The 25,856-nt window shown below is 61.5% G+C and carries 24 protein-coding genes and 1 pseudogene; 15 read left to right on the top strand and 10 right to left on the bottom strand.

What is annotated here, in order from left to right; all coding sequences use genetic code 11:
- Window positions 1–20 precede the first annotated feature (20 nt).
- A complete protein-coding gene (locus tag FHT77_RS18140; protein ID WP_183756321.1) occupies window positions 21–1,061 on the bottom strand; it encodes a LacI family transcriptional regulator in 1,041 nt (346 codons plus the stop codon).
- A gap of 455 nt (window positions 1,062–1,516) precedes the next feature.
- Here FHT77_RS18140 and FHT77_RS18145 point away from each other — a divergent pair, with 455 nt between their 5' ends.
- The 10 genes from FHT77_RS18145 (at window position 1,517) to FHT77_RS18190 (ending at window position 13,692) form a co-directional block, all read left to right on the top strand.
- On the top strand, window positions 1,517–2,752 hold the full coding sequence (locus tag FHT77_RS18145; protein ID WP_183756322.1) for an ABC transporter substrate-binding protein: 1,236 nt from the start codon (window positions 1,517–1,519) through the stop codon (window positions 2,750–2,752).
- Window positions 2,753–2,961: 209 nt separating this feature from the next.
- On the top strand, window positions 2,962–3,864 hold the full coding sequence (locus FHT77_RS18150; RefSeq protein WP_183756323.1) for a carbohydrate ABC transporter permease: 903 nt from the start codon (window positions 2,962–2,964) through the stop codon (window positions 3,862–3,864).
- Complete coding sequence (locus FHT77_RS18155) at window positions 3,857–4,783, top strand: carbohydrate ABC transporter permease (RefSeq protein WP_183756324.1); 927 nt, start codon at window positions 3,857–3,859, stop codon at window positions 4,781–4,783. Before FHT77_RS18150 ends, FHT77_RS18155 begins: the two co-directional genes overlap by 8 nt.
- A gap of 3 nt (window positions 4,784–4,786) precedes the next feature.
- Entirely contained in the window at window positions 4,787–5,872 is a 1,086-nt protein-coding gene (locus FHT77_RS18160) for an ABC transporter ATP-binding protein (RefSeq protein WP_183756325.1), read from the top strand.
- A gap of 122 nt (window positions 5,873–5,994) precedes the next feature.
- Window positions 5,995–8,460 carry a glycoside hydrolase family 2 protein gene (locus FHT77_RS18165; protein ID WP_183756326.1) on the top strand — a complete coding sequence of 822 codons (2,466 nt, stop codon included), beginning with the start codon at window positions 5,995–5,997 and terminating at the stop codon, window positions 8,458–8,460.
- A 42-nt stretch (window positions 8,461–8,502) separates the two neighbouring features.
- Window positions 8,503–9,264: a sugar phosphate isomerase/epimerase family protein gene (locus FHT77_RS18170; RefSeq protein ID WP_183756327.1), complete on the top strand. Its 762-nt coding sequence runs from the start codon at window positions 8,503–8,505 to the stop codon at window positions 9,262–9,264.
- An 8-nt stretch (window positions 9,265–9,272) separates the two neighbouring features.
- Window positions 9,273–10,406 carry a Gfo/Idh/MocA family protein gene (locus FHT77_RS18175; protein WP_183756328.1) on the top strand — a complete coding sequence of 378 codons (1,134 nt, stop codon included), beginning with the start codon at window positions 9,273–9,275 and terminating at the stop codon, window positions 10,404–10,406.
- Between the two features lie 67 nt (window positions 10,407–10,473).
- On the top strand, window positions 10,474–11,505 hold the full coding sequence (mgrA, locus tag FHT77_RS18180; protein WP_183756329.1) for an L-glyceraldehyde 3-phosphate reductase: 1,032 nt from the start codon (window positions 10,474–10,476) through the stop codon (window positions 11,503–11,505).
- Window positions 11,506–11,601: 96 nt separating this feature from the next.
- Entirely contained in the window at window positions 11,602–13,215 is a 1,614-nt protein-coding gene (locus FHT77_RS18185; protein WP_183756330.1) for a glycoside hydrolase family 43 protein, read from the top strand.
- Between the two features lie 165 nt (window positions 13,216–13,380).
- Window positions 13,381–13,692 (top strand): RcnB family protein, encoded by a 312-nt coding sequence (locus FHT77_RS18190; RefSeq protein WP_183756331.1) that lies wholly within the window; start codon window positions 13,381–13,383, stop codon window positions 13,690–13,692.
- Between the two features lie 137 nt (window positions 13,693–13,829).
- Here the strand turns inward: FHT77_RS18190 and znuA are convergent, their stop codons facing one another.
- Complete coding sequence (znuA, locus tag FHT77_RS18195) at window positions 13,830–14,810, bottom strand: zinc ABC transporter substrate-binding protein ZnuA (protein WP_183756332.1); 981 nt, start codon at window positions 14,808–14,810, stop codon at window positions 13,830–13,832.
- 101 nt (window positions 14,811–14,911) lie between these two features.
- Here znuA and FHT77_RS18200 point away from each other — a divergent pair, with 101 nt between their 5' ends.
- From FHT77_RS18200 to FHT77_RS18215, 4 genes are all read left to right on the top strand, one after another.
- Entirely contained in the window at window positions 14,912–15,850 is a 939-nt protein-coding gene (locus FHT77_RS18200) for a metal ABC transporter ATP-binding protein (RefSeq protein WP_183756333.1), read from the top strand.
- Window positions 15,843–16,655 (top strand): zinc ABC transporter permease subunit ZnuB, encoded by an 813-nt coding sequence (gene znuB / locus FHT77_RS18205; protein WP_183756334.1) that lies wholly within the window; start codon window positions 15,843–15,845, stop codon window positions 16,653–16,655. Before FHT77_RS18200 ends, znuB begins: the two co-directional genes overlap by 8 nt.
- Window positions 16,655–17,053: a Fur family transcriptional regulator gene (locus tag FHT77_RS18210; RefSeq protein ID WP_016554263.1), complete on the top strand. Its 399-nt coding sequence runs from the start codon at window positions 16,655–16,657 to the stop codon at window positions 17,051–17,053. The genes znuB and FHT77_RS18210 overlap by 1 nt, the downstream gene beginning before the upstream one ends.
- 62 nt (window positions 17,054–17,115) lie before the next feature.
- Entirely contained in the window at window positions 17,116–17,406 is a 291-nt protein-coding gene (locus FHT77_RS18215; protein WP_183756335.1) for a hypothetical protein, read from the top strand.
- A gap of 3 nt (window positions 17,407–17,409) precedes the next feature.
- On the opposite strand, the gene FHT77_RS18220 is transcribed toward FHT77_RS18215, so the two are convergent.
- Both FHT77_RS18220 and FHT77_RS18225 read right to left on the bottom strand, forming a co-directional pair.
- Window positions 17,410–17,937, bottom strand: coding sequence for a gamma carbonic anhydrase family protein (locus FHT77_RS18220; RefSeq protein ID WP_183756336.1), 528 nt, complete (start codon window positions 17,935–17,937; stop codon window positions 17,410–17,412).
- Window positions 17,938–17,949: 12 nt separating this feature from the next.
- Entirely contained in the window at window positions 17,950–18,645 is a 696-nt protein-coding gene (locus FHT77_RS18225; RefSeq protein WP_183756337.1) for a fumarylacetoacetate hydrolase family protein, read from the bottom strand.
- A gap of 157 nt (window positions 18,646–18,802) precedes the next feature.
- Between FHT77_RS18225 and dusA the strand changes: the two genes are divergently transcribed.
- A complete protein-coding gene (dusA, locus tag FHT77_RS18230) occupies window positions 18,803–19,831 on the top strand; it encodes a tRNA dihydrouridine(20/20a) synthase DusA (RefSeq protein ID WP_409527463.1) in 1,029 nt (342 codons plus the stop codon).
- A gap of 142 nt (window positions 19,832–19,973) precedes the next feature.
- Here dusA and FHT77_RS18235 read toward each other — a convergent pair whose 3' ends face one another.
- The 6 genes and pseudogenes from FHT77_RS18235 to uvrB form a co-directional block, all read right to left on the bottom strand.
- Window positions 19,974–20,186: a cold-shock protein gene (locus tag FHT77_RS18235; protein WP_007533154.1), complete on the bottom strand. Its 213-nt coding sequence runs from the start codon at window positions 20,184–20,186 to the stop codon at window positions 19,974–19,976.
- A 430-nt stretch (window positions 20,187–20,616) separates the two neighbouring features.
- Window positions 20,617–20,820: a hypothetical protein gene (locus tag FHT77_RS18240; RefSeq protein WP_183756338.1), complete on the bottom strand. Its 204-nt coding sequence runs from the start codon at window positions 20,818–20,820 to the stop codon at window positions 20,617–20,619.
- A 137-nt stretch (window positions 20,821–20,957) separates the two neighbouring features.
- Window positions 20,958–21,428 carry a hypothetical protein gene (locus FHT77_RS18245; protein WP_183756339.1) on the bottom strand — a complete coding sequence of 157 codons (471 nt, stop codon included), beginning with the start codon at window positions 21,426–21,428 and terminating at the stop codon, window positions 20,958–20,960.
- Window positions 21,429–22,096: 668 nt separating this feature from the next.
- Window positions 22,097–22,273 (bottom strand): annotated as a pseudogene (locus FHT77_RS31380) (transporter); the annotation flags it as partial.
- A gap of 40 nt (window positions 22,274–22,313) precedes the next feature.
- Window positions 22,314–22,817: a serine protease inhibitor ecotin gene (gene eco, locus FHT77_RS18250; protein ID WP_183756340.1), complete on the bottom strand. Its 504-nt coding sequence runs from the start codon at window positions 22,815–22,817 to the stop codon at window positions 22,314–22,316.
- Window positions 22,818–22,985: 168 nt separating this feature from the next.
- Window positions 22,986–25,841, bottom strand: a complete 2,856-nt coding sequence (uvrB, locus tag FHT77_RS18255; RefSeq protein ID WP_183756400.1) for an excinuclease ABC subunit UvrB — start codon at window positions 25,839–25,841, stop codon at window positions 22,986–22,988.
- Between the last annotated feature and the right edge of the window lie 15 nt (window positions 25,842–25,856).

Below are 25,856 nucleotides of genomic sequence, written 5' to 3' on the forward strand. Positions count from 1 at the left end.
AGCGTTGCCTTGACGATGAGCTATTTGCCCTTTCGCGACCATACCGGCTGGCTGATACTTTGCAGCAGTTCTGGCTCAATCCCGTCGATGCGCGCGATGACAGCCTTCGCCATCTCCCGACCGGCATGGCGAACATCCTCATAGGCGGTGATGATCTCCGGGCGAATCCAGTTGAGGATCGGCGCCGATTCCTTTGAGACCATATCCACGTCCACGCCAAGCCGCTTGCCGGCGGCTTCAATGCCGGCGTTGACGGCGATGGCAGCGCTTCCGGCCGAGCAGACGATTCCGTCCGGCGCATTGGGCGCGCGCATCATCGCCTCGACGGCGTTGCGGATTTCCTCCAGCGGGTTATCGATCGTGACGCGCAGCGGTACTTCCTCGGCCCCGTAGTCGTGCAGTCCGGTCTGAAAGCCGATGCGGGTATGTGTGTAGTAGGTCAGCTTGCTCGGCGGTTGAAGGAGCGCAATGCGCTTGCGGCCCCTGCCGACGAGCTTTTCAACCGCCTGATGAGCAAACGCCTCGTTGTCGAAGTCGTGAAAGGGATGGGTGAGGCCGGCATCGGTGCGCCCGTGCGTCGCAAACGGCATGTTGTGCTCGGCGAGCAGGCGGACGCGCGGATCGTCGGGCTCGATGCGCGAGATGATGACCCCGTCGGCAGACCCCGTTTCCAGGATGTAGCGCACCGGCAGCATCGGATCCTTGCTGTGGGAGTGCGGCGTAACGACGATGTGATACGGCGTGCCGGTCAGCACTTCCGAGATGCCGAACACCATCTGGCTGCTGAAGCCCATGATTTCTTCATCGATGCTGAGAACCAGCGCAATGACATTGGTCTTGCCGGTTCGCAGGCGCACGCCCGCCCTGTTCGGCTGGTAGCCGAGCTGGCGGGCGACCATGCGAACGCGCTCCTTGGTCTCCGCGCCGATATCAGGAGCATCCTTGAGCGCCCGCGACACGGTCGTGACGCCAAGCCCCGTCATGAAGGCAATCGTCTTGAGTGTCGGTCGCTCTCGAGTTGCCTCGGACGCCACCCCTGCAAAATTTGCTTTGTTTTCCATCCCTCTAGGCCGTCCTGCGCGATTTTGGTCCGCTTAGTGTCTTTTCGAAGCGCTGTAAGCACAATGAGCGCAAAAGCTGCTCCTCCCCTCTGAAGAAGCAAAATCTGTAACGATACAGTTCAAATGTCGAGTGTCTTTTTTCAGAAACGCACGACGTGTACTCTCATTGGTTGAAACTAGGATTTTTGCCCGGATTTTTTGCAGGTGCGAGCACGGGTAAGCGCAAGGATCTTAAGGCGATTCATAAATATGTATAAAAATCATATAAATACGGAAATTGTGCAAGCGCGAGATTCGCCACCTGTCCCTGTGGCACATTGTCGAAATACGAGGCAGTTTGACAGGCAATGGTAGCAAATGGCCGGCAACGGGAAAAATTTCGCGTATGGCTGTTGCACCCAAATATCGATTGAACTAAGTTTTTCCGGCAACGTTTCAGTGAGGGAGGAGAACTCATGAATTTTCGTTTGATGGCGGCTGCACTTGCCGCTTCCGTCGTGCTGCCGCTCGGTGCGGCGAACGCGACCGATCTTGAAGTCACGCATTGGTGGACGTCCGGTGGCGAAGCTGCTGCCGTGGCTGAACTCGCCAAGGCATTCGATGCGACCGGCAACAAGTGGGTCGACGGCGCAATCGCCGGTTCCGGTGGTACCGCACGTCCGATCATGATCAGCCGCATCACCGGCGGTGACCCAATGGGCGCCACGCAGTTCAACCATGGTCGCCAGGCGGAAGAACTGGTCCAAGCTGGCCTGATGCGGGACCTGACCGACGTCGCAACCGCCGAGCATTGGAAGGACATCATCCGTCCGTCGAGCCTGCTCGATTCCTGCACGATCGACGGCAAGATCTATTGCGCCCCGGTCAATATCCACTCCTGGCAGTGGCTGTGGCTCTCGAATGCAGCCTTCAAGAAGGCTGGCGTCGAAGTGCCGAAGAACTGGGACGAATTCGTCGCCGCGGCTCCGGCGCTTGAAAAGGCCGGCATCGTGCCGCTCGCCGTTGGTGGTCAGCCGTGGCAGGCCGCTGGCGCGTTCGACGTGCTGATGGTGGCGATCGCCGGCAAGGACACCTTCCTGAAGGTGTTCAAGGACAAGGATGCCGAAGCGGCTGCCGGTCCGGAGATTGCAAAGGTCTTCAAGGCTGCGGACGACGCTCGCAAGATGTCGAAGGGCAGCAACGTTCAGGACTGGAACCAGGCAACCAATCTTGTCATTACCGGCAAGGCCGGCGGGCAGATCATGGGCGACTGGGCGCAGGGTGAGTTCCAGCTGGCTGGTCAGAAGGCCGGTAGCGACTACACCTGCCTTCCGGGCCTCGGCGTGAACGAGATCATCTCCACTGGCGGCGACGCGTTCTACTTCCCGAAGCTCAAGGACGCTGACAAGTCGAAGGCGCAGGACGTTCTCGCCAAGACGCTGCTCGACCCCAAGACTCAGGTTGCCTTCAACCTGAAGAAGGGCTCGCTGCCGGTTCGCGGCGACGTTGATCTCGCTGCTGCCAACGACTGCATGAAGAAGGGTCTGGACATCCTCGCCAAGGGCAATGTCATCCAGGGCACGGACCAGCTCCTCTCTGCAGACAGCCAGAAGCAGAAGGAAGACCTCTTCTCCGAGTTCTTCGCAAATCCGTCGATGACGCCGGAAGCCGCTCAGAAGCGCTTTGCTGAAATCATCGGTTCTGCTGACTGATCGTCGCATTCCGATGTTGTTGCGATCCGGCTCCGTTTGACGGGGCCGGATTTCCCGGAACTCCCATCGTGATCCGGGTGGCAGCAGCGCTCGGGACTGACACGTGCTGACGCACGGGTCTGTCCCGGAACGGGAGTGAGAAGAGGAGGCGGCCGGCAGACGGTTGCCGCTCTGGATCACAGAGGAATTGCGATTCAGGAGGAATTACAATGACGGGTCAAGCGAAAGCAGGCCGGCCAAATCAACTACTGCGCAATCTGAATTCGAAGATTGCATCCATCCCCATGATCCTGACCGCGCTGGTCATTTTTCTCGGCGGCACGGCGTGGACGGTGTTCTACTCATTCACCAATTCGAAGCTCCTTCCGCGGTTGAGCTTCGTCGGTTTCGATCAGTACAAGCGCCTTTGGGCTGCTCCACGCTGGATCGTTTCCATCGAGAACCTTGCCGTCTACGGCGTTCTCTCCCTGATCTTCAGCCTTGTGATCGGCTTCGTGCTCGCGGCCCTGATGGATCAGAAGATCCGGTTCGAGAACACGTTCCGTACGATCTTTCTGTACCCCTTTGCTCTCTCGTTCATCGTGACGGGCCTCGTCTGGCAGTGGGTGCTCAATCCGGAGTTCGGCATACAGTCCGTTGTCCGTGCGCTCGGCTGGTCGAGCTTCACCTTCGATCCGCTCTATACGCCAAGCATCGTCATCTACGGCATCCTGATTGCTGCTCTCTGGCAGGGCACGGGACTTGTCATGTGCCTGATGCTGGCCGGTCTGCGCGGCATCGACGAAGACATCTGGAAGGCTGCGCGCGTCGACGGCATCCCGATGTGGAAGACCTATCTCTTCATTGTCATTCCGATGATGCGGCCGGTGTTCATCACGACGCTCGTGATCATCGCGAGCGGCATCGTCAAGGTCTACGACCTCGTCGTGGCGCAGACATCGGGCGGTCCCGGTATCGCGTCGGAAGTTCCCGCCAAATACGTCTACGACTACATGTTCCAGGCGCAGAATCTGGGGCAGGGCTTCGCCGCCTCGACCATGATGCTGATCACCGTTGCGATCATCATCATCCCCTGGGCCTATCTGGAATTCGGAGGGCGTAAACGTGCCTGATGCTATTGCTCTCAACACTGCCGCGTCCGGCAAGTCCGTATCCGGCCCAAGCGGCCCGAAGCCGAAGCGGGTCATTTCTCCGCGCAACATCATGCTCTACGGCACGCTCTTCGTTGCCGCCGCATATTACCTGCTTCCGCTTTACGTGATGATTGTCACGTCACTGAAGGGGATGCCTGAAATCCGGCTCGGGAACATCTTCTCGCCGCCTGTCGAAATCACCTTCGAGCCGTGGGTGAAGGCCTGGGCGACGGCCTGCACGGGTCTCAACTGTGACGGTCTCTCGCGCGGCTTCTGGAATTCGGTGCGCATCACCGTTCCGTCAGTGGTTGTCTCTATCGCAATTGCCTCTGTGAACGGCTATGCGCTCGCCAACTGGCGCTTCAAGGGATCCGAACTGTTCTTCGCGATCCTCGTCGTCGGTGCGTTCATTCCCTATCAGGTAATGATTTATCCGATCGTTATCGTGTTGCGCGAAATGGGGATCTACGGGACGCTGACCGGCCTCATCATCGTGCACAGCATTTTCGGCATGCCGATCCTGACGCTGCTGTTCCGCAACTACTTCGCATCGCTGCCGCAGGAACTCTTCAAGGCGGCGCGCATCGACGGGGCGGGGTTCTGGCAGATCTTCTTCAAGATCATGCTGCCCATGTCGCTGCCGATCTTCGTCGTCGCCATGATCCTGCAGGTCACCGGCATCTGGAACGACTTCCTGTTCGGCGTGGTCTTCACGCGGCCGGAGTACTACCCGATGACCGTGCAGCTCAACAACATCGTCAATTCCGTCCAGGGCGTGAAGGAATACAACGTCAACATGGCCGCAACGATCCTGACGGGTCTCGTGCCGCTCGTTGTCTACTTCGTCTCGGGACGTCTGTTCGTCCGTGGCATCGCCGCCGGCGCAGTGAAAGGCTGATCCATGAATTCAAGTGTTTCCATCCGCGATCTGTCTTTGAACTTCGGCGCGGTCAGCGTTCTCAAGGACCTCAACCTCGAAATCAATGACGGGGAATTCCTCGTGCTACTCGGCTCGTCCGGCTGCGGCAAGTCGACCCTGCTCAACTGCATCGCCGGCCTGCTTGACGCTTCCGACGGCCAGATCTTCATCAAGGGCAAGAACGTCACCTGGGAAGAACCCAAGGACCGCGGCATCGGCATGGTGTTCCAGTCCTATGCGCTCTACCCGCAGATGACGGTCGAGAAGAACCTCTCCTTCGGCCTGCAGGTGGCCAAGGTGTCGCAGCAGGAGATCGACAAGCGCGTGGCACGTGCCTCCGAGATCCTGCAGATCCAGCCGCTCTTGAAGCGCAAGCCGGCCGAGCTTTCTGGCGGCCAGCGCCAGCGCGTGGCGATCGGCCGTGCACTGGTGCGCGATGTCGACGTGTTTCTCTTCGACGAACCGCTGTCGAACCTCGACGCCAAGCTGCGTTCGGAGTTGCGCGTCGAGATCAAGCGCCTGCACCAGTCGCTGAAGAACACGATGATCTACGTCACCCACGACCAGATCGAGGCACTGACGCTAGCCGACCGCATCGCGATCATGAAGAACGGCATCATCCAGCAGCTCGCCGATCCGACGACGATCTACAACAAGCCACGCAATCTCTTCGTTGCCGGCTTCATCGGTTCGCCGTCGATGAACTTCCTGCGCGGAGAGATCACCATGCAGGGAGATCAGACGTTCTTCACCGCCAATGGCGTTAATTTCTCTGTCGCCGAGTACGATACGCCGGAGACGCTGCAGGCTGGTCGCAAGGTCATCCTCGGCGTTCGTCCAGAACATGTGAAGGTCAACGAGAACCTCGGTGCCGAGGTTCACGATGCGACCGTCGACATCGAAGAGCCGATGGGCGCCGACAACCTGCTCTGGCTGAAGCACGCCGGCCACACGATGTCGGTGCGTATCAATGGCGCGCGCCGCTTCAATCCCGGCACGGCCGTCAAGCTCGGTTTCGATATGTCCTTGGCGTCAATCTTCGATGCCGAGACCGAGCTGCGCCTTTAGAAACCGCAATGCGGGCGGAGCTCTGGTTCCGCCCGTTCGTCCAATCGGCCATCTGGCCACCAAGTTCGGCTGCGGCTCGCGTGTGCGGGCATTCCCAAGCGCGGCTCGATCAGGATAATGCTATGACATCCTTGCCGACAAACGGGTTCAACCTCGACCTTTCCGGATCGTGGACTCTCAGCTCAACCGATGGCGAAGTTACGACGGCGATTACACTGCCGGGTGATGTTCACACTGCGCTGCATGCCGCCGAGCTTATTCCGGATCCCTATTTTGGCCGTAACGAGGAAGTCATCCAGTGGGTGGCGCATCGCGACTGGGTTCTTGAGCGCAGTTTCACGCTGTCGGAGCCGGATGGCGACTGGTATCTCGACATCGACTACCTCGATACGGTGGCCGCTGTCTTCATCAACGGCTCGCCGGTCTTGCTCGCGGATAACAGCTTCCGGCGCTATCGACCTGATGTCGGCGGCCAGCTGAAGGCCGGCGACAACGTTATTCGCATTGTCCTGCATTCAAGCATCGCGGCGGGCGCCGACCGGCAGGCCAGGCAGCCTTTCTACATTCCCTATTCGACGGGCAACTCGCCGATCCCCAACGGCAACATGCTGCGCAAGCCGCAGTGCCATTTCGGCTGGGACTGGAACATCGCCATCGCTCCGCTCGGCCTCTACGGGACGATCGCGCTGCGCAAGCTCGAAACGGCTCGCATCGAGCACGTTACGACGCGGCAGGTACACAATCTCAACGGTTCCGTGAACCTGCAGGTTACCGCAACACTATTTGCCAAGAACCCGGGCATCGTGCCGGTACATTTCTTGCTCGATGGCGAGCGCGTTCGTCTCGACGTTGGTGTCGGAGCCGGCGAAACGGTCGTCAATCATGTCTTCGAAATCGAGAAGCCGCGGCTCTGGTGGCCGGCCGGCAGCGGTGACCAGGCGCTTTATGCGCTGACGGTCGATTTGCCATCGGATGCCGTCACCAAGCAGATCGGTCTTCGCACCGTCGAATTGATCACGACGCCGGATGCTGCTGGCGCCCGTTTCGCGCTGAAGGTGAACGGCCGCGAAATCTTCTGCCGTGGGGCCAACTGGATCCCTGCCGATGCGCTGTTTTCGCTCTCGTCGCCCGAAAAGACCGAGGATCTCTTGCAGTCGGCCAAATCGGCCAACATGAACATGATCCGTGTCTGGGGTGGCGGCTTCTACGAGCACGATCATTTCTATGATCTCTGCGACCGGCTCGGCCTCATGGTCTGGCAGGACTTCATGTTCGCCTGCAATCTCTATCCCTCGACCGAAGATTTCCTCGATAACGTTTCGCTCGAGGTCGATTATCAGGTCCGCCGCCTGAACTCGCATCCGTCGCTCGCGCTCTGGTGCGGTGACAACGAGCTTGTGGGCGCGCTGACCTGGTTCGAGGAATCGCGCAAGGACCGCGACCGCTATCTCGTCTCCTACGATCGCCTGAACCGGGTGATCGAGCAGGCGATGAAGAAGGCAGCCCCGGATGCGATCTGGTGGCCGTCGAGCCCGGCATCCGGCTATCTCGATTTCGGCGATGCCTGGCATGCCGACGGTTCCGGCGACATGCACTACTGGTCGGTCTGGCACGAGAACAAGTCGTTCGACAATTATCGCTCGGTGCGGCCGCGCTTCTGCTCGGAATTCGGCTTCCAGTCCTATACCTCGCTGCCCGTCATCAAGACCTATGCCGATGCCAAGGACATGAACGTCGCGTCGCCCGTCATGGAACTGCACCAGAAGAATGCGGGCGGCAACGAGCGCATTGCTGGCACCATGTTCCGCTACTTCCGCTTCCCGAAGGATTTCCCGAACTTCGTGTATCTCAGCCAGATCCAGCAGGGTCTAGCGATCAAGACGGCGGTGGAATACTGGCGGTCGCTGAAGCCGCATTGCATGGGCACGATCTACTGGCAGCTCAACGACACCTGGCCGGTGGCCTCGTGGTCGAGCCTTGATTACGGCGGGCGCTGGAAGGCGATGCACTATCTCGTCAAGCGCTTCTTCCAGCCGGTGGCGGTTGCCGCCATCCCATCGGAAGACGGCAAGCAGATCCGTTTCTCGCTGGTCAACGACACGCTCGCAGAAGTCAGCGTCGACTTGTCGATCTCCGTTATCGACATGAAGGGCGAACGCAAGCACCTGAAGGATGTGCAGGCGGTCTGCACCCCTGACGCAGCCGTGACGGCCACCAGTATCGACGTCTCGGAGATCCCCGCAGGCACGCTGCTTGCCTGGCGCTTCACGGCATCGAATGGCATGGGCGGCGAGGGGCACTACGTGCACGGCACCTACAAGGCGCTGGAGCTCGAACCTGCGGGCCTGATGGTAACGCACGAATATGTCGAGGAAGACGGCTCTGTCTGCCTCAACGTCACCGCGAAGGGTCTTGCTCTCTTCGTGATGATCGAGACCGATACCGACGGCAAGTATTCCGACAATGCCTTCGATCTGGCGGCGGGCGAGACGCGCCGCATCACCTTCACCCCGGCAAAGCCGCTCGAGGGCGGCGCACTACCGGATTTCCGTTTCTACGACCTGCAATCCTGTCAGTCCGTGGATTGATCCTGACTGAAATGTAATGGGCACGAGGCCCGAGGAGGAATGATGACGAAACTGAGTTTCCAGCTTTACAGCGCCCGCAACTTCCAGCCCTATTCGGCGATCTTTGAAAAGCTCGGCAAGGCCGGCTATCAGGAAGTCGAAGGCTTCGGTGGCATCTACGCCGATCTCGACGATGCCGGCCTGAACAGCCTGCGGGCGGAACTCGACAAGAACGGTCTTGTCATGGCGAGCGGCCATTTCAGCCCCGATTTCCTGGACGGCGAAGTCAAGAAGTCGCTGAATATTGCCAAGACCCTTGGCATGGATTCGATCTATGCGCCGCATCTCGCCGCCGAGCAGCGCCCGACCGATGGTGCCGGCTGGCTGGCATTCGGCAAGCGCCTGCAGGAAATGAGCAAGCCGTACAAGGATGCGGGCTACGAGTTCGGCTGGCACAACCACGACTTCGAATTCGTGAAGCTCGCCGACGGTTCGCTGCCGATCGAGCGCATCTTCGAAGGCGCGCCTGACATTTCCTGGGAAGCGGACATCGCGTGGGTCGTTCGTGGCGGTGCCGATCCCTTTGCATGGATCGAGAAGCTCGGATCGCGCATCACCTCGGCGCACGTCAAGGACATCGCGCCTGCAGGCGAGAACAAGAACGAGGATGGCTGGGCAGACGTCGGCCACGGCACTCTGCCTTGGGCAAAGCTCATTGCGGCTCTCAAGGGCACCAAGACCAAACATTACGTCGTCGAGCATGACAATCCGGCCGATGTCGATCGCCTGATCACCCGCTCGATCGCATCCTTCAAGACCTACTGAGGCACATCATGACCAAGGAACTTGGCGTCGGCATCATCGGATGCGGCAACATCTCCACCACCTACTTTTCGCTGGCCCCGCTTTTCAAGGGGCTCAAGGTTGTGGCTTGCGCTGATATCAACGTGCAGGCTGCCCAGGCACGCGCCGAGGAATACGGCGTCAAGGCGCAGACGATCGACGAGCTTCTCGCCAATGACGAGGTTGACGTCGTCGTCAACCTGACCATCCCGGACGCGCATTTCCCGGTTTCGAAGGCGATCCTCGAAGCCGGCAAGCATGTCTATTCGGAAAAGCCGCTGGTTCTCACCCTCGAGCAGGGTGAGGAGTTGCGCCGCATCGCCAAGGAGAAGAACCTCTCCGTCGGTTGCGCGCCTGACACCTTCCTCGGTGGTGCGCATCAGCTCGCCCGCAAGTATATCGACGAAGGCGGCATCGGCCGCGTCACCTCTGGCGCGTGCTATGTCATGAGCCCGGGCATGGAAATGTGGCATCCGAACCCGGACTTCTTCTTCCTGCCCGGCGGCGGCCCGATCCTCGATCTCGGCCCTTACTACATCGCCAACCTGATCAACCTGATCGGTCCGGTGAAGCGTGTCGGCGCCATGACGTCCATGGCGTCCGAAACCCGCACAATCACCAGCCAGCCGCGTCATGGCGAAATCATCCCGGTGAAAACGCCGACGACGATCCAGGCGATCCTGGAATTCGTCAGCGGCGCGACTGTCACGCTGACGGCGAGCTGGGACGTCTGGTCTCACCGCCATGCCAACATGGAGCTCTACGGTACCGAGGGTTCGCTCTACGTGCCGGATCCGAACTTTTTCGGCGGCGTCGTTGAGGCAAGCGGCACGGACAAGGACATCAAGCCGCTCGACGGCTGGGAGCATCCCTTCGGCATCTTCAACCAGGAGAGCCCGCAGGGACCGCGCGCCAACTACCGCACGGCCGGTCTTGCCGACATGGCGATGGCGATCATCGAGGGCCGCGATGCTCGTTGCTCGCTCGATCGCACGCTGCACGGCGTCGACGTCATGACGTCGATCCTGAAATCGGGCGAAGAGGGCCGCTTCATCGAGCTGACGACGACCTGCACGCAGCCGGCCGCTCTCGGCATCGAAGAGGCACAGGCGCTCTTGAAGTAAGCGACCAAAAGACTATGGTCCGGCGCGGGCGATGAGCCCGCGCCTTTTTGCTTAAAGGATCAGAATTATGAGCTGGCAACCGGCTTCCGACCGCTATTCAAAGATGAAGTATAACCGCACGGGCCGTTCCGGCCTGAAGCTGCCGGCCGTCTCCCTCGGCCTCTGGCATAATTTCGGCGGCGACACGCCGCATGACCGCAAGATCGACATGTGCCGCACGGCCTTCGATCTCGGCATCACCCATTTCGACCTCGCCAACAACTACGGTCCTCCTCCCGGCAGCGCCGAAACCGCCTTTGGCGAGATCATGCGCACCGAATTTGCAGGCCTGCGCGACGAGCTGATCATTTCGTCCAAGGCCGGCTACGACATGTGGCCGGGCCCATACGGCGAGTGGGGCAGCCGCAAGTATCTGATCGCTTCGTGCGACCAGAGCCTGAAGCGCATGGGCCTCGACTATGTCGACATCTTCTATTCGCACCGTTTCGATCCGGATACGCCGCTGGAGGAAACCTGCGGTGCGCTCGATCATATCGTGCGCTCCGGCCGTGCGCTCTACGTCGGCATCTCGTCCTATAATTCGCAGCGCACCCGCGAGGCCGCTGCCATCCTCAAGGATCTCGGCACGCCGTGCCTGATCCACCAGCCGAGCTATTCCATGCTCAACCGCTGGGTCGAGGACGACAAGCTGCTCGATACGCTCGACGACGTCGGCATGGGCTCGATCGTGTTCTCGCCGCTGGCGCAGGGCATGCTGACGACGAAGTATCTCGGCGGCATTCCTGGCGATAGCCGTGCGGCCCAGAACCACTTCCTCAAGAAGGACTTCATCCGTCCTCAGATCATCGACAACATCCGTAAGCTCAACGAGATCGCAGAGCGCCGCGGCCAGACGCTGGCGCAGATGGCGATCGCCTGGGTGCTGCGCGGCGACCGTGTGACCTCGGCGCTGATCGGCGCCAGCCGCTCGTCGCAGATCGTCGACTGCGTGAAGGCGCTCGACAATCTCGACTTCACCGCGGAGGAGCTTACGGAGATCGATGGCTACGCCCGCGAGGCCGACATCAATCTCTGGGCAAAGTCAGCAGAACGCGAATAAACCGAAGCGCCCGGAACGACCTTCCGGGCGTCTTTCTATTGAATTTTGATGTACGTGCCGCAAGTTGCGCGCGTATTTCAGGGAGGAGACTTCACCATGATCCGCAACCCTATTCTGCCGGGCTTCAACCCCGACCCATCGATCTGCCGTGTCGGGGATGACTACTACATCGCCACCTCGACATTCGAATGGTATCCCGGCGTCCAGATCCATCATTCGCGCGATCTCGTGAACTGGACGATGGTGCGCCGTCCGCTCGAGCGTCAGTCGCAGCTCGATATGCGCGGTAATCCCGACAGCTGCGGCGTATGGGCGCCCTGTCTGTCCTACGCCGATGGGCTGTTCTGGCTTGTCTATACCGACGTCAAGCGCTTCGACGGCAATTTCAAGGACGCGCACAACTACATCGTGACCTCGCCAACGATCGAGGGCGACTGGTCCGAGCCGGTCTACGTGAATTCCTCCGGTTTCGACCCGTCGCTGTTCCATGACGATGACGGTCGCAAGTGGTTCCTCAACATGCAGTGGAACCACCGCACCGAGAGCTTCGGCGGCGCACCGAAGTCGCCGGCCTTCGATGGCATCCTCATGCAGGAGTGGGACGCGGCCACGAAATCGTTGAAGGGGCCGATCAAGAACATCTTCGCCGGCAGCCCACTCGGTCTGGTCGAAGGGCCGCATCTCTTCAAGCGCAACGGCTACTATTACCTGACGACTGCCGAAGGCGGTACCGGCTACGATCATGCCGTGACGATGGCCCGTTCGCGCACCATCGACGGTCCCTACGAGATGCATCCGAACAAGCACCTCATCACCGCGAAGGATCATCCGGAGGCCGTTCTCCAGCGGGCAGGGCACGGCCAGTATGTCGAAACGCCGGATGGCCGTTTCTATCACACGCATCTCTGCGGCCGACCGCTGCCGCCGAAGCGCCGCTGCACGCTCGGTCGCGAAACCAGCCTGCAGAAGTGCGTCTGGAAAGAGGATGGCTGGCTCTATCTGGAAAACGGTACCACCGTTCCCGATGTCACCGTTCCGGGACTGAACGGCGCGGTTCTTGTCGAGAAGCCCGTGCGCAGCGAATACAGTTTCGATGGCGGCAAGCTGCCGTCTGATTTCCAGTGGCTGCGTACGCCGAAGCCGGAGCGCATCTTCAACCTGACCGATCGTCCCGGTCATCTGAGGCTCATTGCCCGCGAAAGCGTCGGTTCGTGGTTCGAGCAGTCGCTGGTCGCCCGGCGCCAGGAGCATCACAGTTTCAGGGCAGAAACGGTAGTGGAGTTCGATCCCGACACCTATCAGCAGGTGGCAGGCTTAACTCACTACTATAACCGGCACAAATTCCACGCGGTTGCCGTGACCCTGCATGAAAAGCTGGGTCGGTGCGTCACGATCCTTTCCTGCAATGGCGATTATCCGCACAGCCGGCTCGACTTCCCGGCTGGCAGTGGCGTTGCGCTTCCGGCTGAGGGGCGCGTTCAGCTTTCCATGGAAATCCGGGACAACGACCTGCAGTTCTTCTGGCAGACGGAAGGCACGGGGGCGTGGCAGCCGATCGGTCCGGTGCTCGATGCCGGCGTCGTCTCCGATGAAGGCGGGCGCGGCGAGCACGGCTCGTTTACCGGCGCCTTCGCCGGGGTCTTCGCCTTCGACACGTCGGGGCGCGCAAAGACGGCAGATTTCGACTGGTTCAACTACGACGAACTTTGATCGAGCGGTCCGATATCGCCCGGAAAACCGGGCGATATCGAATCTTTTAATTTAGTATATGCTTTTAAGTATGTGTTATGATTACAGAAGTTTAATCTAAGTTTCAGTTTCGGTTCATCTTTTTGGGCCTAGGTTCGGGGCGTGTTCAACACGAGGAACCTCCCAATGAAAAAGATCACCACCCTCCTTCTCGCCGCGACTGTGATTGCCGCTCCGCTGCTGGCAACGACCGAAGCAAGCGCCCAGGATCATCGTCGGCCGGTTGTTGTGGAGCGCGATGTTCACGTCACGAAGTACAAGTGGTCGCGCGGCCATCGCATGACGCAGGCGGAGCGCCGCCATATGCGCGACGTACGCGACTATCATCGCTACCGCCTGTCGGCTCCGCCGCGCGGCTATCGTTGGGTACAGGTTGATAACGACTTCCTGCTCATCGGCTCGGTCAACGGCGTGGTCGCGAATATCGTCATTCGCTAAGCGCTGACGTCACCATGTGAAGGGCGGCTTAAATGCCGCCCTTCTGATTCAATCGGACGCCAATTGCAGGCTTCCGTAGGACGCTGTGCTCGTGGGCAGACTGGTGCAGGGCGGGTCCTGCAACCGCCCTTGCCATCTCAGCTTTCCCGCGAAAGGCACTCCTTCATGCTGTTGGCGATGCCGTGCATGAGGTTGAAATAGAGGTCCGGCCCGGCGTCGAGCGTGGCGGCCTCGGGATCGAGGACGCCGGCTTTCGCTTTCGTTCCCTCGATCACCACATCGACCAATCGCGGCTGGAACTGCGGTTCCGCGAACACGCAGGTGGCGCCGAGTTCGCCGACCTTCTTGTGGATCTCGGCAATGCGTTCGGCGCCGGGGATCGTTTCCGGGCTGACGGTGATCGAGCCGGCGACACGCACATGATAGCGGTTCTCGAAATACTGATAGGCATCGTGGAAGACGATGAACGGTTTGTCCTTGACCGGTGACACGATGCCTGAAATTTCCGTGTCCAGCGCGTCTAGCCTGTCGTCCAGTGTCTTGGCGTTGGCCTGGTAGGTGAGGGCATTGGCGGGGTCGGCTGCGACGAGAGTAGTGGTGATCTCGGCAGCCATCGCCTTTGCATTCTGCGGATCGAGCCAGAGATGCGTGTCGAACGCTCCATGATCGTGGTCATGATCTGCGTCGGCATGATCGTGTCCATCGCCATCATGATGATGGTCGCCGTCATGGTCGCCGTCATCGTGCGGCTCGAAAGCGCCGCCTTCGCGGAACTTGAGCTTCGTGAGACCCGGCGCCTTGTCGAGCTCGGCGACGATGGCGTCTGACCCGATCGCCTCCAGAGGCTTCTCCAGAAACGCTTCGAGCCCGGGGCCGACCCAGAACACTACTTTGGCGTTTTGCAGCGCCCGCGCGTTCGACGGCTTCATGTTGTAGGTATGCGGCGAGGCCGCGCCATCAACGATCAGTTCCGGTGTGCCGACGCCCTGCATGATCGCCGATACCAGCGAATGAACAGGCTTGATCGAGGTGACCACGACAGGCGCATCCGCCGTTCTGCCCGCCTCGGCAAAGAAGATGGCGGGGACTGCGAGGGTAAGGGCCATCGCGAATTTCATCGGCGTACTCCGCTTGAATTACAATTGTAATGTTATTACATCAATTGCGTTATGCTATAACGTGTGCGATAGCAAGTCGCAACAGCACATTCGGAAAAATGATGTTCCCTCCCGCAAATTCCGAAGCGAAGCCCTTGGTCTCGCTTTCCAATGTCGGCGTTCGCAGAAACGGCCGCTGGCTTGTCCGTGGCGTGGACTTCTCCGTCTCGCGCGGCGAGATCGTCACGCTGATCGGCCCGAACGGCTCGGGCAAGTCGACGACAGTGAAGACGGCGATCGGCGTCTTGAAGCCCGACGAGGGCAGGGTAGAGCGAGCCGGCGGCCTGAAGGTCGGCTATGTGCCGCAGAAGCTGGCGATCGACTGGACGTTGCCGCTTACCGTGCGCCGGCTGATGACGCTGACCGGGCCTCTCTCCGACGCCGATATGGCGGCTGCTCTCGACGCGGTTGGACTGTCGCACATGCTCGGTGCCGAAGTGCAGCATTTGTCCGGCGGCGAATTTCAGCGGGCCTTGATGGCGCGCGCCATCGCCCGCAAGCCCGATCTGCTCGTGCTCGACGAACCTGTGCAGGGTGTCGATTTTTCCGGAGAGATCGCGATTTACGACCTGATCCAGTCGATCCGCAACACGACCGGCTGCGGTATCCTGCTGATCTCGCACGACCTGCATGTGGTCATGGCGGCGACGGACACCGTGATCTGCCTCAACGGCCATGTCTGCTGCCGCGGTACGCCGCAGGCGGTGACCCAGAGCGCGGAATATGTCCGCCTGTTCGGCAGCCGTGCGGCGCAGGCGCTCGCGGTCTATAGCCATCACCACGACCACACGCATCTGCCGGATGGCCGGGTGCTGCATTCCGACGGTTCCGTCACCGATCACTGCCACCCCGACGATGGCCACCATCATGGCGATGACGGGCACGACCACGCCCATCACGACCACGCCGGCCATAGCCACGACCACAGCCGTGCCAGCGTCGGTCATAATCACGATGACGGCCACGATCACAAGCAGCCCGCAGGAGAGCGCCATGTTTGACGATTTCTTCGTCCGCGCCATCCTCGCCGGCGTTGGCCTGGCGCTGACAACCGGCCCGCTCGGCTGCTTCATCATCTGGCGGCGCATGGCCTATTTCGGCGATACGATCGCCCATTCCGCGCTGCTTGGTGTCGCGCTGTCGCTGTTGCTGCAGTTCAACCTGACGCTTGCGGTGTTCCTCGTGGCGGCGACGGTTTCGATCCTCCTGCTGTTCCTGCAGAAACGCCAGGCGCTGTCCGCGGATGCGCTGCTCGGTATCCTCTCGCATGCAACGCTAGCGATCGGCCTCGTCATGGTCGCCTTCATGAGCTGGGTGCGCATCGATCTCATTGCCTTCCTGTTCGGCGACATCCTCGCGGTCTCGAAGACGGATATCGTCATGATCTGGGGCGGCGGCATTCTCGTGCTGGCGGCGATCGCCTGGCTCTGGCGGCCGCTTCTGGCCTCCACCGTCAATCCAGAGCTTGCAGAGGCCGAAGGGCTGCAGCCTGAGCGGGCGCGGCTCTTCTTCATGCTGCTGATGGCCGTCGTCATTGCCATCGCCATGAAGATCGTCGGAATCATGCTGATCACCTCGCTGCTGATCATTCCGGCGGCCGCAGCGCGCCGTTTTGCCTCGACGCCCGAGGTGATGGCCATCTTCGCCTCGCTGATCGGCGCTGTCGCCGTGGTCGGCGGGTTGTTCGGCTCGCTCACCTACGACACGCCCTCCGGCCCGTCGATCGTCGTCGCAGCCCTGATCCTCTTCATTCTGAGCCTGCTGCCGAAGCGCGGGCGCGGGCAGGTCCCGGAAGGACAACGTTGATGAATGCACCTGCTTTGACCAAGAACCAGGCTCTCGTTTTTGAGGTTCTCGAAAAGGCGGACGGACCGCTCAGTGCCTATACGATCCTCGACAAGCTGCGCGATCACGGTTTTCGCGCGCCGCTGCAGGTCTACCGCGCGCTTGAGAAGCTGCTTGAGTATGGCGTCGTGCACCGGCTCGAAAGCATCAACGCCTTTGTCGCCTGCGCGCACCCGGACCAGAACTGCCACAGTCACGGCATCGTCGCCTTCGCCATCTGCGAGAGCTGCGGCCACGTGATGGAATTCCACGACCACGAGGTCGATCACCGCCTCATGGACTGGACGCGCGGGAAGAAGTTCAAGGCGGAGAAGACGACGATCGAGATCCGCGGTCTGTGTGAGGCGTGCGCCGCTTAGCAAAAGACCAGGCTTGCAACCAGTATCTCGCATTGATTGTATGTTTTATTGATTGTATATCCGTGGCTGCGGCGACGGCAAAAGGCCAATGGACCGCCATTCGCGACGAGAAGACATATCAGCTGGGTTTCATCGCGCAGAAGACTGCCAAGGTCATGGCGCAGCTGGCGGCCAAGACGATCACCGTCAAGGCCGCGGACCTGACGCTGCATCTGCTCGAACTCAATCTCAACAGCGCGCTGGCCGAGTTCGAATTCCTCGTTTACGGAGCCGCGCAGAAGATCCTGAACGCCGTCTTCGATCTCGTGAAGACGGCAGTCAGGAACGTGACCGGGGTAGGTCTGCTGTTCTGATGGTCAGAGAGGACGAAGATCCCGCGCAAAACGCTGCCAGTTGCCGACATATTTCTCGGCGGAGCGGCGCAGCCCCTCGATCGCCGCCTCGTCGAGCGTGCGGATAACCCGCGCCGGTGAGCCGACGATCAGGGAGTTGTCGGGAAACTCCTTGCCCTCGGTGATCAGCGCATTGGCGCCGACCAGGCAATTGTTGCCGATCCTGGCGCCGTTCAGGACCGTGGCGCCCATGCCGATCAGCGAATTGTTGCCGATCGTGCAGCCGTGGACGATGGCGTGATGGCCGATGGTGCAGCCTTCACCGATCGTTACGGGAAAGCCTGGATCGGTATGCAGCATCGCGCCTTCCTGGATATTCGTCGCCGCCCCGACCAGAATTGGCTCATTGTCGCCGCGCAGCACTGCCCCAAACCAGATGCCGACATCGACACCAAGCGAAACCTGGCCGATGACATGGGCATCAGGCGCGATCCAGTAGGTGCCGGGTGCCGGTAGATCCGGCGTCAGTCCGCCGAGCGCGTAGACAGGCATGGACGTCTCCTCTCAGGCCACCTTCACCGACAGTGTGGCGATACCGTCGATGCCGCACTTGACGTGGTCGCCCCTCGTCACGGCGCCGACACCGGCTGGCGTGCCGGTCATGATGACGTCGCCCGGCGCCAGGATGAAGAGTTTCGAGAGTTCGGCGATGATCTCTGGCACCTTCCAGATCATCTGGTTGAGGTCGCCATCCTGGACGCGCTTGCCGTTCAGTTCCAGCCAGATACGGCCGGCCGAGAGATGCCCGAGCTGGGCCGCCGGGACGATCGGCGATACGGGTGCGGAATATTCGAAGGCCTTGGCGACCTCCCAGGGGCGGCCGAGCTTCTTCGCCTCCGCCTGCAGATCGCGGCGCGTGAAGTCGATGCCGACGGCATAGCCGTAGATGCAATCAAGCGCCTTTTCAGCGGGAATATCCTGGCCGCCGGCCTTCAGCGCCAGAACGCACTCGACTTCGAAATGCACATCGCTTGAAAGCGGCGGGTAAGGGAAATCCTTGCCCTCAGCCACCAGGTTTTCGGCGTTCTTCTGGAAGAAGAAGGGCGGCTCGCGGCTCGGGTCATGGCCCATTTCGATCGCGTGGTCGGCATAGTTGCGCCCGACACAGTAGACGCGACGCACGGGAAATGCGTCAGCTGTGCCTTCGACGGGAAGCAGGACGGGTTGGGGAAGGGGGATGACAGTTGCGGGAAGGGACATTGCAGGCTCGTGCTATTTGTGAGTCCCGGCATCTTAGACGGAAAGGAAGCGGGGGGGAAAGTGCGGTTTGCCGATTAGTGGCTGCCGTGCATCGCCGCATTGCTGCCCTGCGCGCCGCAAACTGGCATTTCACCCGTCTTTGCGCTATGAGCGCGGCATGACTACATCCAATTTCTACGCCGAGGCCCTGAAGTCAGGCCAGCCGATCTTCGCCGTTGCGCCGATGATCGACTGGACCGATCGCCATTGCCGCTATTTCCACCGGCAGATCAGTCGCAATGCGCTGCTCTATACGGAAATGGTCGTGGCCGATGCGATCATCCATGGGCCGCGCGAAAGGCTGCTGTCCTTCGATGCGGCGGAGCACAAGGTGGCGCTGCAGCTCGGCGGATCGGATCCGGCGAAGCTTGCAGAGGCGGTCAGGATCGCGGCACCCTATGGCTATGACGAGATCAACCTCAATGTCGGCTGTCCCTCGGACCGGGTGCAATCGGGCACCTTCGGCGCCTGCCTGATGCTGACGCCCGAGACCGTGGCGGCCTGCGTGGCGGCGATGAAGGCGGTGGCCGACGTGCCCGTCACGGTGAAATGCCGGATCGGCGTCGACGAGCAGGATCCGGAGGCGGCGCTGCCCGGCCTTCTCGATCGGGTGCTCGATGCCGGCGCCGACGCAATCTGGATCCATGCGCGCAAGGCCTGGCTGAAAGGCCTGTCGCCGAAGGAGAACCGTGAGATCCCGCCGCTGGACTACGAGATCGTCTACCGCATGAAGCAGGCGCGGCCGGATGTTTTCATCGGCATCAATGGCGGCATCCAGACGCTCGACGAGGCGGCTCGGCATCTCAACCATATCGACGGCATCATGCTCGGACGCGCGGCCTATCAGAACGCCGCCATTCTCGCCGATGTCGACCATCGTTTCTACGGCGCGGCAGCGGAGACGGCAGACTGGGGCGATATCCGCGACCGGATGATGGCCTATGTCGAGCGTCATATCGCCAATGGCGGGCGGCTGCAGCAGGTGGCGCGGCATATGGTCGGGCTGTTCACGGGGCTGCCTGGCGCCCGGCGCTATCGGCAGATCCTGTCGACCGATGCCGTCAAGGCAGGAGCTGGGCCGGAGGTGATTGCCGCAGCCTTTGCTGCGGTCGATTTCGAAGGTGCGCGGGAAGCGGTCGGCGCATAGCGCTGCCGCGCGACGAAACGGAGCCCGGCTGGCGGGCCGCATTGCCGCTCGAGCGTTTCGCGGGCAGCCGATCGATCCCGCAAACGAAAAACGGCGCCCCTTGCGGAGCGCCGTCCTCTTTTCTGCCGAAGCAGAAAATGAATTAGTTAGCCGAGATGTTGACGGCCTTCGGGCCCTTGCCCATGCGGTCCGGCTCGGTGTCGAAGGTAACCTGCTGGCCTTCGCGCAGCGACTGGATGCCGGAAGCCTGCAGCGCGGAGATGTGGACGAAAACGTCCTTCGCGCCGCCTTCTGGCGTGATGAAACCAAAACCCTTGTCCTGGTTGAAGAATTTTACGGTGCCCTTGGTGGCCATTGGGATAGTCCTTTTCCCTTAGTCTGTTTGGTATCCATCCCCCGCGAGAGGAAACGGACGGCTTTAGCTTTCGCGCTCCCTCATCAAAATTCAGCGCGCGAAGGGTCAGTCGAGTAGTTCACGAACGGGGAAAGAACGTCTACGTACGCGGGTGTCCCCCACGCCGCCTTCCTGCCGGAAAGCTTTACCACATCAGTCCAGTCACCGGCATGCAAATGCCCGAGAGCCGCATTTGGTGACAGCATTCGAAGCAAAAGGCAAGCGGCAATATTGTGGCACGCGATTCTGCGACACGGGAATCGACAAAGATTCAGACACTTGACGAATCGTAAGCACTCACAGCCGATGTTGTGCCGTTTCGGGAAACTGTGCCGGAACGGCACCGTTGCGCTCCTTCGCCATCCCGGCCGCGCCCTGAGGGCCGTCCATCCTAGCGCGCCGCCCCGCCCGCCAGCTTGTGCTGCACTAGGTCGGCGCTGCCGCGAACGTGGGAGACGAGCGGCTTGCCGCTGGAATCGGAAACCGCATAGGCGATGATCGTGACATCCTCCTCGAAGGACGCGACGTAGAGGACCTGCTCGGGATTGATGTAGATGGTGTTGTTGTGGGTGTTCCTGAAAGCGACGAATGCCATGCGTGTCTCCTTGGGCGGTCGGGGCAGGTATGCCATCCAGGGGTTGAGGCAAGTTTAATGGGTGGCAATCTGCGCACCCGGCGACCGGCCGCAGGCATCGGCACCGGTTGCATGGCGGACGCGGGCCGATGTCCGGGTCACCTCCCGTAGCGAGTTTTCCAGCTCCATGCGGCAGGCGGCAGGCCGGCCCTGATCCGGTCGATCGCGTCGAGCCCGCCATGGGCGCGATGGCCGGGCGGCAGGGCGTGGCGGACGATCGCGGTCACCGCCTGGTGATATTCGGGCGGGTTGTCGATCAGCAGCCGGTAGAGATTGCCGAAATGGCCGCACTGCGCCGCCTCGTAGACGCTGCCGGCGAAATCGAAGAATTCGTCATGGGCCTTGCGCTCCTCGTCGGTCAGCATGGTGTAGCAGAGCGGCAGCCTGTTGTGGGTGAAGACGAGCAGGCAGGATCGCGTGCGGCGGCAGTTGCGCACGCCGCAGACCCTTGCCGGCAGGCCGAGCATCTCGGCGGTGCGCAGGCGCAGCCTCAGCGTGCCGTAGTCGCCGATGCGGCGTTCCCATTCGCTCAGCGTCCCTTCTCCCGCTTTCCCTATGGATTCCGTCATGTCTGCCCCTCCGTCTCTGCGCCCGTCCGCTGCCGCCGGCGCGCGGCTTTGCCTTCACGCGGCTGGTTTCACCCGTGGCTTGATCCTGGCATCGGTTTGCCGGCCCTTGCGGGCGGCAGGGTTCGGACGGGGCGCTCGAAAGAGCCTCATCTGAAAAGTGTAAAATGGCGCTGTCGAGCGCCCCGTTCGGCGGTTTATGCCCACAACTCCGGTCCCTCTGCCGCCTTGCCCGAGGAAGCTTTGCTTCCCCTGGGGGCCATGTGTGCCACACAGGCACGCCCGGGGCTCAACTCGACGCCGCATTCGCGCGATCGCCGCCGTCCCCGGAGGGAGACCATTTTCTGCGGACCCGGTGCATGAGGTTTTGCGTCCTACCCTCACACCCCGCGCCGGTCCCGCCTCGCCGCAACGCCTTGCGGTGTATCCGCGACAGGACGAGGAGATGATGGCATGGGGAGGTGGGGTGGGGATATAATATTGGAGGCACAACTGATTTTATTGGAAGAATGGTATGTGCCATCCGCAAATACTGTACGTTCGGTTTGCGCCAGAAGGGGACACAAGTACCTGTTGTGGCCATGCCCACGACCTAATATGCGTGAAACCTTGCCTGGCCTGAAAACCCGTCAATTGTGAGAGGGCTAGAACCTTCCCCGAGCGGTTCCAGATCATTTCGGAAACAGGAACGTTAGTCCAACACGATAGCCCCAGCCTTCCGGGCCGTTCTCCGGCGCGTCGGCCCAATAACGCGCACCGGCGAAGATGCTGGCTCGTTGCACACCGCACTTGACGAGCTTGGAAACCTGCATGTTGATTGGAACGGACCATTGCTCGGCCTCCCAATCAACGCTCCCGGATCTTGTATCTTACTACCGAACGAAGACGTCAGTCCGCCAGGGTCTCTGGGCCGGCTTTCCAAATCCGGTATCGGATTTCCACGTCGACAGGTGCAAACACCACAAGGGGAAGCCGGCTGTTGTATCGCAAGAGTGGCTCGTCTGAGCTTCGCACGAACGCTTTTTTCTTGGTGGCATCCGGGCAAGCCATTCGCGTACTCGCGACCGAGCCAACTCCTGTAACGACGTAGTAGTCATACCCCCAACCATCAATTGTACGCTTCTCCAACCGGGAGCCAAAGGTATTCCGGTTGCAATCTACCAACTCGGTTCGGCCTACGATCACTCCAACTCGCCGCGCATCTTCGTCGGTACGCTTTGGCAAGAAGATCACGTGTCGTTGCTGGCCCGCGGTCGCCTCGGGAAATGCCTTCAACTCGTTCCGCGCCTGACGGGACTCGGTCGCAGAAACCCCACTGACCGCGAGCGACAGCAAAACCAAAACCCGAGTGGAGTATCCCGCACCTTTGCCTACCCGGAACGAAGTTGCCATTTGTCACCCTGTCGCGCTGCTGCTGCCGAAGTTTGATGATGAAGCGTATCGCCGGTTTTGCTGTCGCGCAACGCTATGATCGCCGGGAGATTCTGCGGGGGGACCAAGCCATCTGGCGTCGGCTGTAGCGGCCTGAACGGTCTGCTTTGGGCCGAGAGGAGACATTCTCTATCTTCCGGGCCGCCCCGTCTTGCCCTTTGTCCGACCTTTGCGCTTCTGGTCCACCAGATCCTCGTAGCTGCCGACGCCGGTCTTGCCGCGCACCAGCGGCCTGACGTCGTCGCGCTCCGGCTGGCCTTCCAGCAGCGGTGAGAAGCGCTTCGTGCCCTTGGCGGCCTCTGGCTTGTCCGGCAGGTGGCCGGTGACCGGTTTTTCGGTGCGGCCGACGGTCATTTCGTCGAGGCTGTTGCGGCGGAAGAGGCTCTTGTTGGCGGGGTCGGCGACGTCGCGGCCCATGTCGTCGAGGCCGGGCTTAGCGAAGAGGGAGCTGCCGCCCGCGGCCGGCTTGCCGCTCTTCTTGCCGCTGCCTTCCTGCGAGCGGGCTTCCTCGCGCGCCATCGGGTCGTCCATGACGGCGAGTTCGGCGGCCTTGAGGCGCTTGATCTCGTCGCGCATGCGGGCGGCCTTTTCGAAGTCGAGGTCGGCGGCGGCGTCGCGCATCTGCTTTTCCAGCGCGTTGAGATGCGTCTGCAGATTGCCGCCGACGAGGTTGCCGCCATCGGCAAATCCCTTGCCCGAGACGCCCGAAATGTCGGCGCGGACGTGGTCGCGCTCGTAGACCGAGTCGAGGATGTCGGAGATCTTCGCCTTGACGCTCTCGGGCGTGATGCCGTGTTCCTCGTTATAGGCTACCTGCTTTTCGCGGCGGCGCGCGGTCTCGTCCATGGCGCGCTGCATCGAGCCGGTGATGTTGTCGGCATAGAGGATGACCTTGCCGTCGACGTTACGCGCGGCGCGGCCGATCGTCTGGATCAGCGAGGTCTCGGAGCGCAGGAAGCCTTCCTTGTCGGCATCGAGGATGGCGACGAAGCCGCATTCGGGAATGTCGAGGCCTTCGCGCAGAAGGTTGATGCCGACCAGCACGTCGAAGGCGCCGAGGCGGAGGTCGCGGATGATCTCGATGCGCTCCAGCGAGTCGATGTCGCTGTGCATGTAGCGGACGCGGACGCCCTGTTCGTGCAGGTACTCGGTCAGGTCCTCGGCCATGCGCTTGGTGAGCACGGTGCAGAGGGTGCGGTAGCCCTTGGCCGCGGTCTCGCGGATCTCGCCGAGGACGTCGTCGACCTGGCTGCGGGCGGAGCGGACCTCGACCGGCGGGTCGATCAGGCCGGTCGGGCGGATCACCTGTTCGGCGAAGACGCCGCCTGCCTGTTCCATCTCCCAGCCGCCGGGGGTGGCCGAGACGGCGATGGTGTCGGGGCGCATGGCGTCCCATTCCTCGAAGCGCAGCGGACGGTTGTCCATGCAGGAGGGCAGGCGGAAGCCGTATTCTGCAAGGGTCGCCTTGCGGCGGAAGTCGCCGCGGTACATGCCGCCAATCTGGGGGATGGTGACATGGCTTTCGTCGATGAAGACGATGGCGTTGTCGGGGACATATTCGAACAGCGTCGGCGGCGGATCGCCGGGGTCGCGGCCGGTCAGGTAGCGCGAATAGTTCTCGATGCCCTGGCAGGAGCCGGTGGCTTCGAGCATTTCGATGTCGTAGCGGGTGCGCTGTTCGAGGCGCTGGGCTTCCAGCAGGCGACCGGCCTTCTCGAGTTCGACGAGGCGGCCCTTCAGCTCCTCCTTGATCGACTTGATGGCGGCGTTCAGCGTCGGGCGCGGGGTGACGTAGTGCGAGTTGGCGTAGATCTTCACCGATTTCAGGTCGCCGGTCTTGGCGCCGGTCAGCGGGTCGAACTCGGTGATGGCGTCGATCTCGTCGCCGAACATGCTGATGCGCCAGGCGGCATCTTCCAGGTGGGCCGGGAAGATTTCGATGGTGTCGCCGCGGACGCGGAAGGAGCCGCGCTGGAAATCCATGTCGCGACGCTTGTATTGCTGGGCAACGAGGTCGGCGAGCAGCTGGCGCTGGTCGAGGCGATCGCCGACATTCATCTGGAAGGTCATGGCGGTATAGGTCTCGACCGAGCCGATACCGTAGATGCAGGAGACCGAGGCGACGATGATGCAGTCGTCGCGCTCGAGCAGCGAGCGCGTCGCCGAGTGGCGCATGCGGTCGATCTGCTCGTTGATCGAGGATTCCTTCTCGATATAGGTGTCGGAGCGCGGCACGTAGGCTTCCGGCTGGTAATAGTCGTAGTAGGAGACGAAGTACTCGACCGCGTTGTCGGGGAAGAAGTTCTTGAACTCGGAATAGAGCTGGGCGGCGAGCGTCTTGTTCGGCGCCAGGATCAGGGCCGGGCGCTGGGTTTCCTCGATCACCTTGGCCATGGTGAAGGTCTTGCCGGAGCCGGTGACGCCGAGCAGCACCTGGCTGCGGTCGCCATTTTCGAGGCCCTCGACGAGGTCCTTGATGGCGGTCGGCTGGTCGCCTGCAGGCTGGTATTCCGAGTCCATGCGAATAGAGATGCCGCCTTCGGACTTGTCCGGTCGGGCGGGGCGGTGCGGCGTCCAGATCTTGCCGTTCTTGTGCAGCGGGTTGCCGCTCTCGATCAGCGCCGACAGGGCCTCGACGGTGGCGGTGACGGCGGTGCCGGCCTGCAGCGAGGCGGCTTCCTCCAGCGTCGTGTCCATGCCCGCGACCGGGTTGAGGCCGGCAGCGGCGCGGGTCTTCGGGTCGGTCGAGCCGCCCATCGACGTGCCGCGCGCGGATTTGGAGGCGGCGATCTCCACCTTCTTGCGATGCTTGCCGGCCTTCGAGGCGATCTGGCGCTGCGTCTCGACACTTGACGCCTCGGCATCGGCCTCCAGCTGCTTCACCCAGTCGGACACGGAACCGGACAGGGGAGCGCCCTCGAAGGACGACTGCGGGGCTTCCTCGAAGCCAACAGGGGCGGGGGATTTCTTCGGAGTTTTGGCCATGGCCGGAATATGGCG

Origin of the sequence: Rhizobium sp. BK181, assembly GCF_014193305.1 — a bacterium.
Taxonomy (GTDB): Bacteria; Pseudomonadota; Alphaproteobacteria; order Rhizobiales; family Rhizobiaceae; genus Rhizobium.

Excerpts from the sequence above, each read along its gene's own strand:
- FHT77_RS18140 (WP_183756321.1), bottom strand. The coding sequence starts at position 1,061 with ATGGAAAACAAAGCAAATTTTGCAGGGGTGGCGTCCGAGGCAACTCGA.
- FHT77_RS18145 (WP_183756322.1), top strand. The coding sequence starts at position 1,517 with ATGAATTTTCGTTTGATGGCGGCTGCACTTGCCGCTTCCGTCGTGCTG.
- FHT77_RS18150 (WP_183756323.1), top strand. The coding sequence starts at position 2,962 with ATGACGGGTCAAGCGAAAGCAGGCCGGCCAAATCAACTACTGCGCAAT.
- FHT77_RS18160 (WP_183756325.1), top strand. The coding sequence starts at position 4,787 with ATGAATTCAAGTGTTTCCATCCGCGATCTGTCTTTGAACTTCGGCGCG.
- FHT77_RS18165 (WP_183756326.1), top strand. The coding sequence starts at position 5,995 with ATGACATCCTTGCCGACAAACGGGTTCAACCTCGACCTTTCCGGATCG.
- FHT77_RS18170 (WP_183756327.1), top strand. The coding sequence starts at position 8,503 with ATGACGAAACTGAGTTTCCAGCTTTACAGCGCCCGCAACTTCCAGCCC.
- FHT77_RS18175 (WP_183756328.1), top strand. The coding sequence starts at position 9,273 with ATGACCAAGGAACTTGGCGTCGGCATCATCGGATGCGGCAACATCTCC.
- mgrA (WP_183756329.1), top strand. The coding sequence starts at position 10,474 with ATGAGCTGGCAACCGGCTTCCGACCGCTATTCAAAGATGAAGTATAAC.
- FHT77_RS18185 (WP_183756330.1), top strand. The coding sequence starts at position 11,602 with ATGATCCGCAACCCTATTCTGCCGGGCTTCAACCCCGACCCATCGATC.
- FHT77_RS18190 (WP_183756331.1), top strand. The coding sequence starts at position 13,381 with ATGAAAAAGATCACCACCCTCCTTCTCGCCGCGACTGTGATTGCCGCT.
- znuA (WP_183756332.1), bottom strand. The coding sequence starts at position 14,810 with ATGAAATTCGCGATGGCCCTTACCCTCGCAGTCCCCGCCATCTTCTTT.
- FHT77_RS18200 (WP_183756333.1), top strand. The coding sequence starts at position 14,912 with ATGTTCCCTCCCGCAAATTCCGAAGCGAAGCCCTTGGTCTCGCTTTCC.
- znuB (WP_183756334.1), top strand. The coding sequence starts at position 15,843 with ATGTTTGACGATTTCTTCGTCCGCGCCATCCTCGCCGGCGTTGGCCTG.
- FHT77_RS18210 (WP_016554263.1), top strand. The coding sequence starts at position 16,655 with ATGAATGCACCTGCTTTGACCAAGAACCAGGCTCTCGTTTTTGAGGTT.
- FHT77_RS18220 (WP_183756336.1), bottom strand. The coding sequence starts at position 17,937 with ATGCCTGTCTACGCGCTCGGCGGACTGACGCCGGATCTACCGGCACCC.
- FHT77_RS18225 (WP_183756337.1), bottom strand. The coding sequence starts at position 18,645 with ATGTCCCTTCCCGCAACTGTCATCCCCCTTCCCCAACCCGTCCTGCTT.
- dusA (WP_409527463.1), top strand. The coding sequence starts at position 18,803 with ATGACTACATCCAATTTCTACGCCGAGGCCCTGAAGTCAGGCCAGCCG.
- FHT77_RS18235 (WP_007533154.1), bottom strand. The coding sequence starts at position 20,186 with ATGGCCACCAAGGGCACCGTAAAATTCTTCAACCAGGACAAGGGTTTT.
- FHT77_RS18240 (WP_183756338.1), bottom strand. The coding sequence starts at position 20,820 with ATGGCATTCGTCGCTTTCAGGAACACCCACAACAACACCATCTACATC.
- FHT77_RS18245 (WP_183756339.1), bottom strand. The coding sequence starts at position 21,428 with ATGACGGAATCCATAGGGAAAGCGGGAGAAGGGACGCTGAGCGAATGG.
- eco (WP_183756340.1), bottom strand. The coding sequence starts at position 22,817 with ATGGCAACTTCGTTCCGGGTAGGCAAAGGTGCGGGATACTCCACTCGG.
- uvrB (WP_183756400.1), bottom strand. The coding sequence starts at position 25,841 with ATGGCCAAAACTCCGAAGAAATCCCCCGCCCCTGTTGGCTTCGAGGAA.